The organism is Rhizobium ecuadorense (assembly GCF_001187535.1).
Taxonomy (GTDB): Bacteria; Pseudomonadota; Alphaproteobacteria; order Rhizobiales; family Rhizobiaceae; genus Rhizobium; species Rhizobium ecuadorense.
Genome location: NZ_LFIO01000855.1, coordinates 1 through 227, shown reverse-complemented (window position 1 = coordinate 227; position 227 = coordinate 1). Strand labels below are relative to the sequence as shown.

Below are 227 nucleotides of genomic sequence, written 5' to 3'. Positions count from 1 at the left end.
ATCATGCCGAGCGGCGGCTGGTTGCAATTCTCGCCGTCGATATCGTTGGTTATTCAAGACTTATCGAGGATGACGAGGCCGGTACGCTGGCCGCGATGAGGGCATTGCGCTCCGAAGTCTTCGACCCACTGCTCGCGGAATATCACGGACGCACAGTGAAGCTCATGGGCGATGGCGCGATCGTGGAATTTGGCTCCGTCGTGGATGCTGTCCTATGTGCGGTTGCC

At 58.6% G+C, this 227-nt stretch carries 1 pseudogene; it reads left to right on the top strand.

Annotation, left to right across the window (positions count from 1 at the left end):
* A pseudogene (locus AF337_RS14895) lies at positions 1 to 227 on the top strand (adenylate/guanylate cyclase domain-containing protein); the annotation flags it as partial.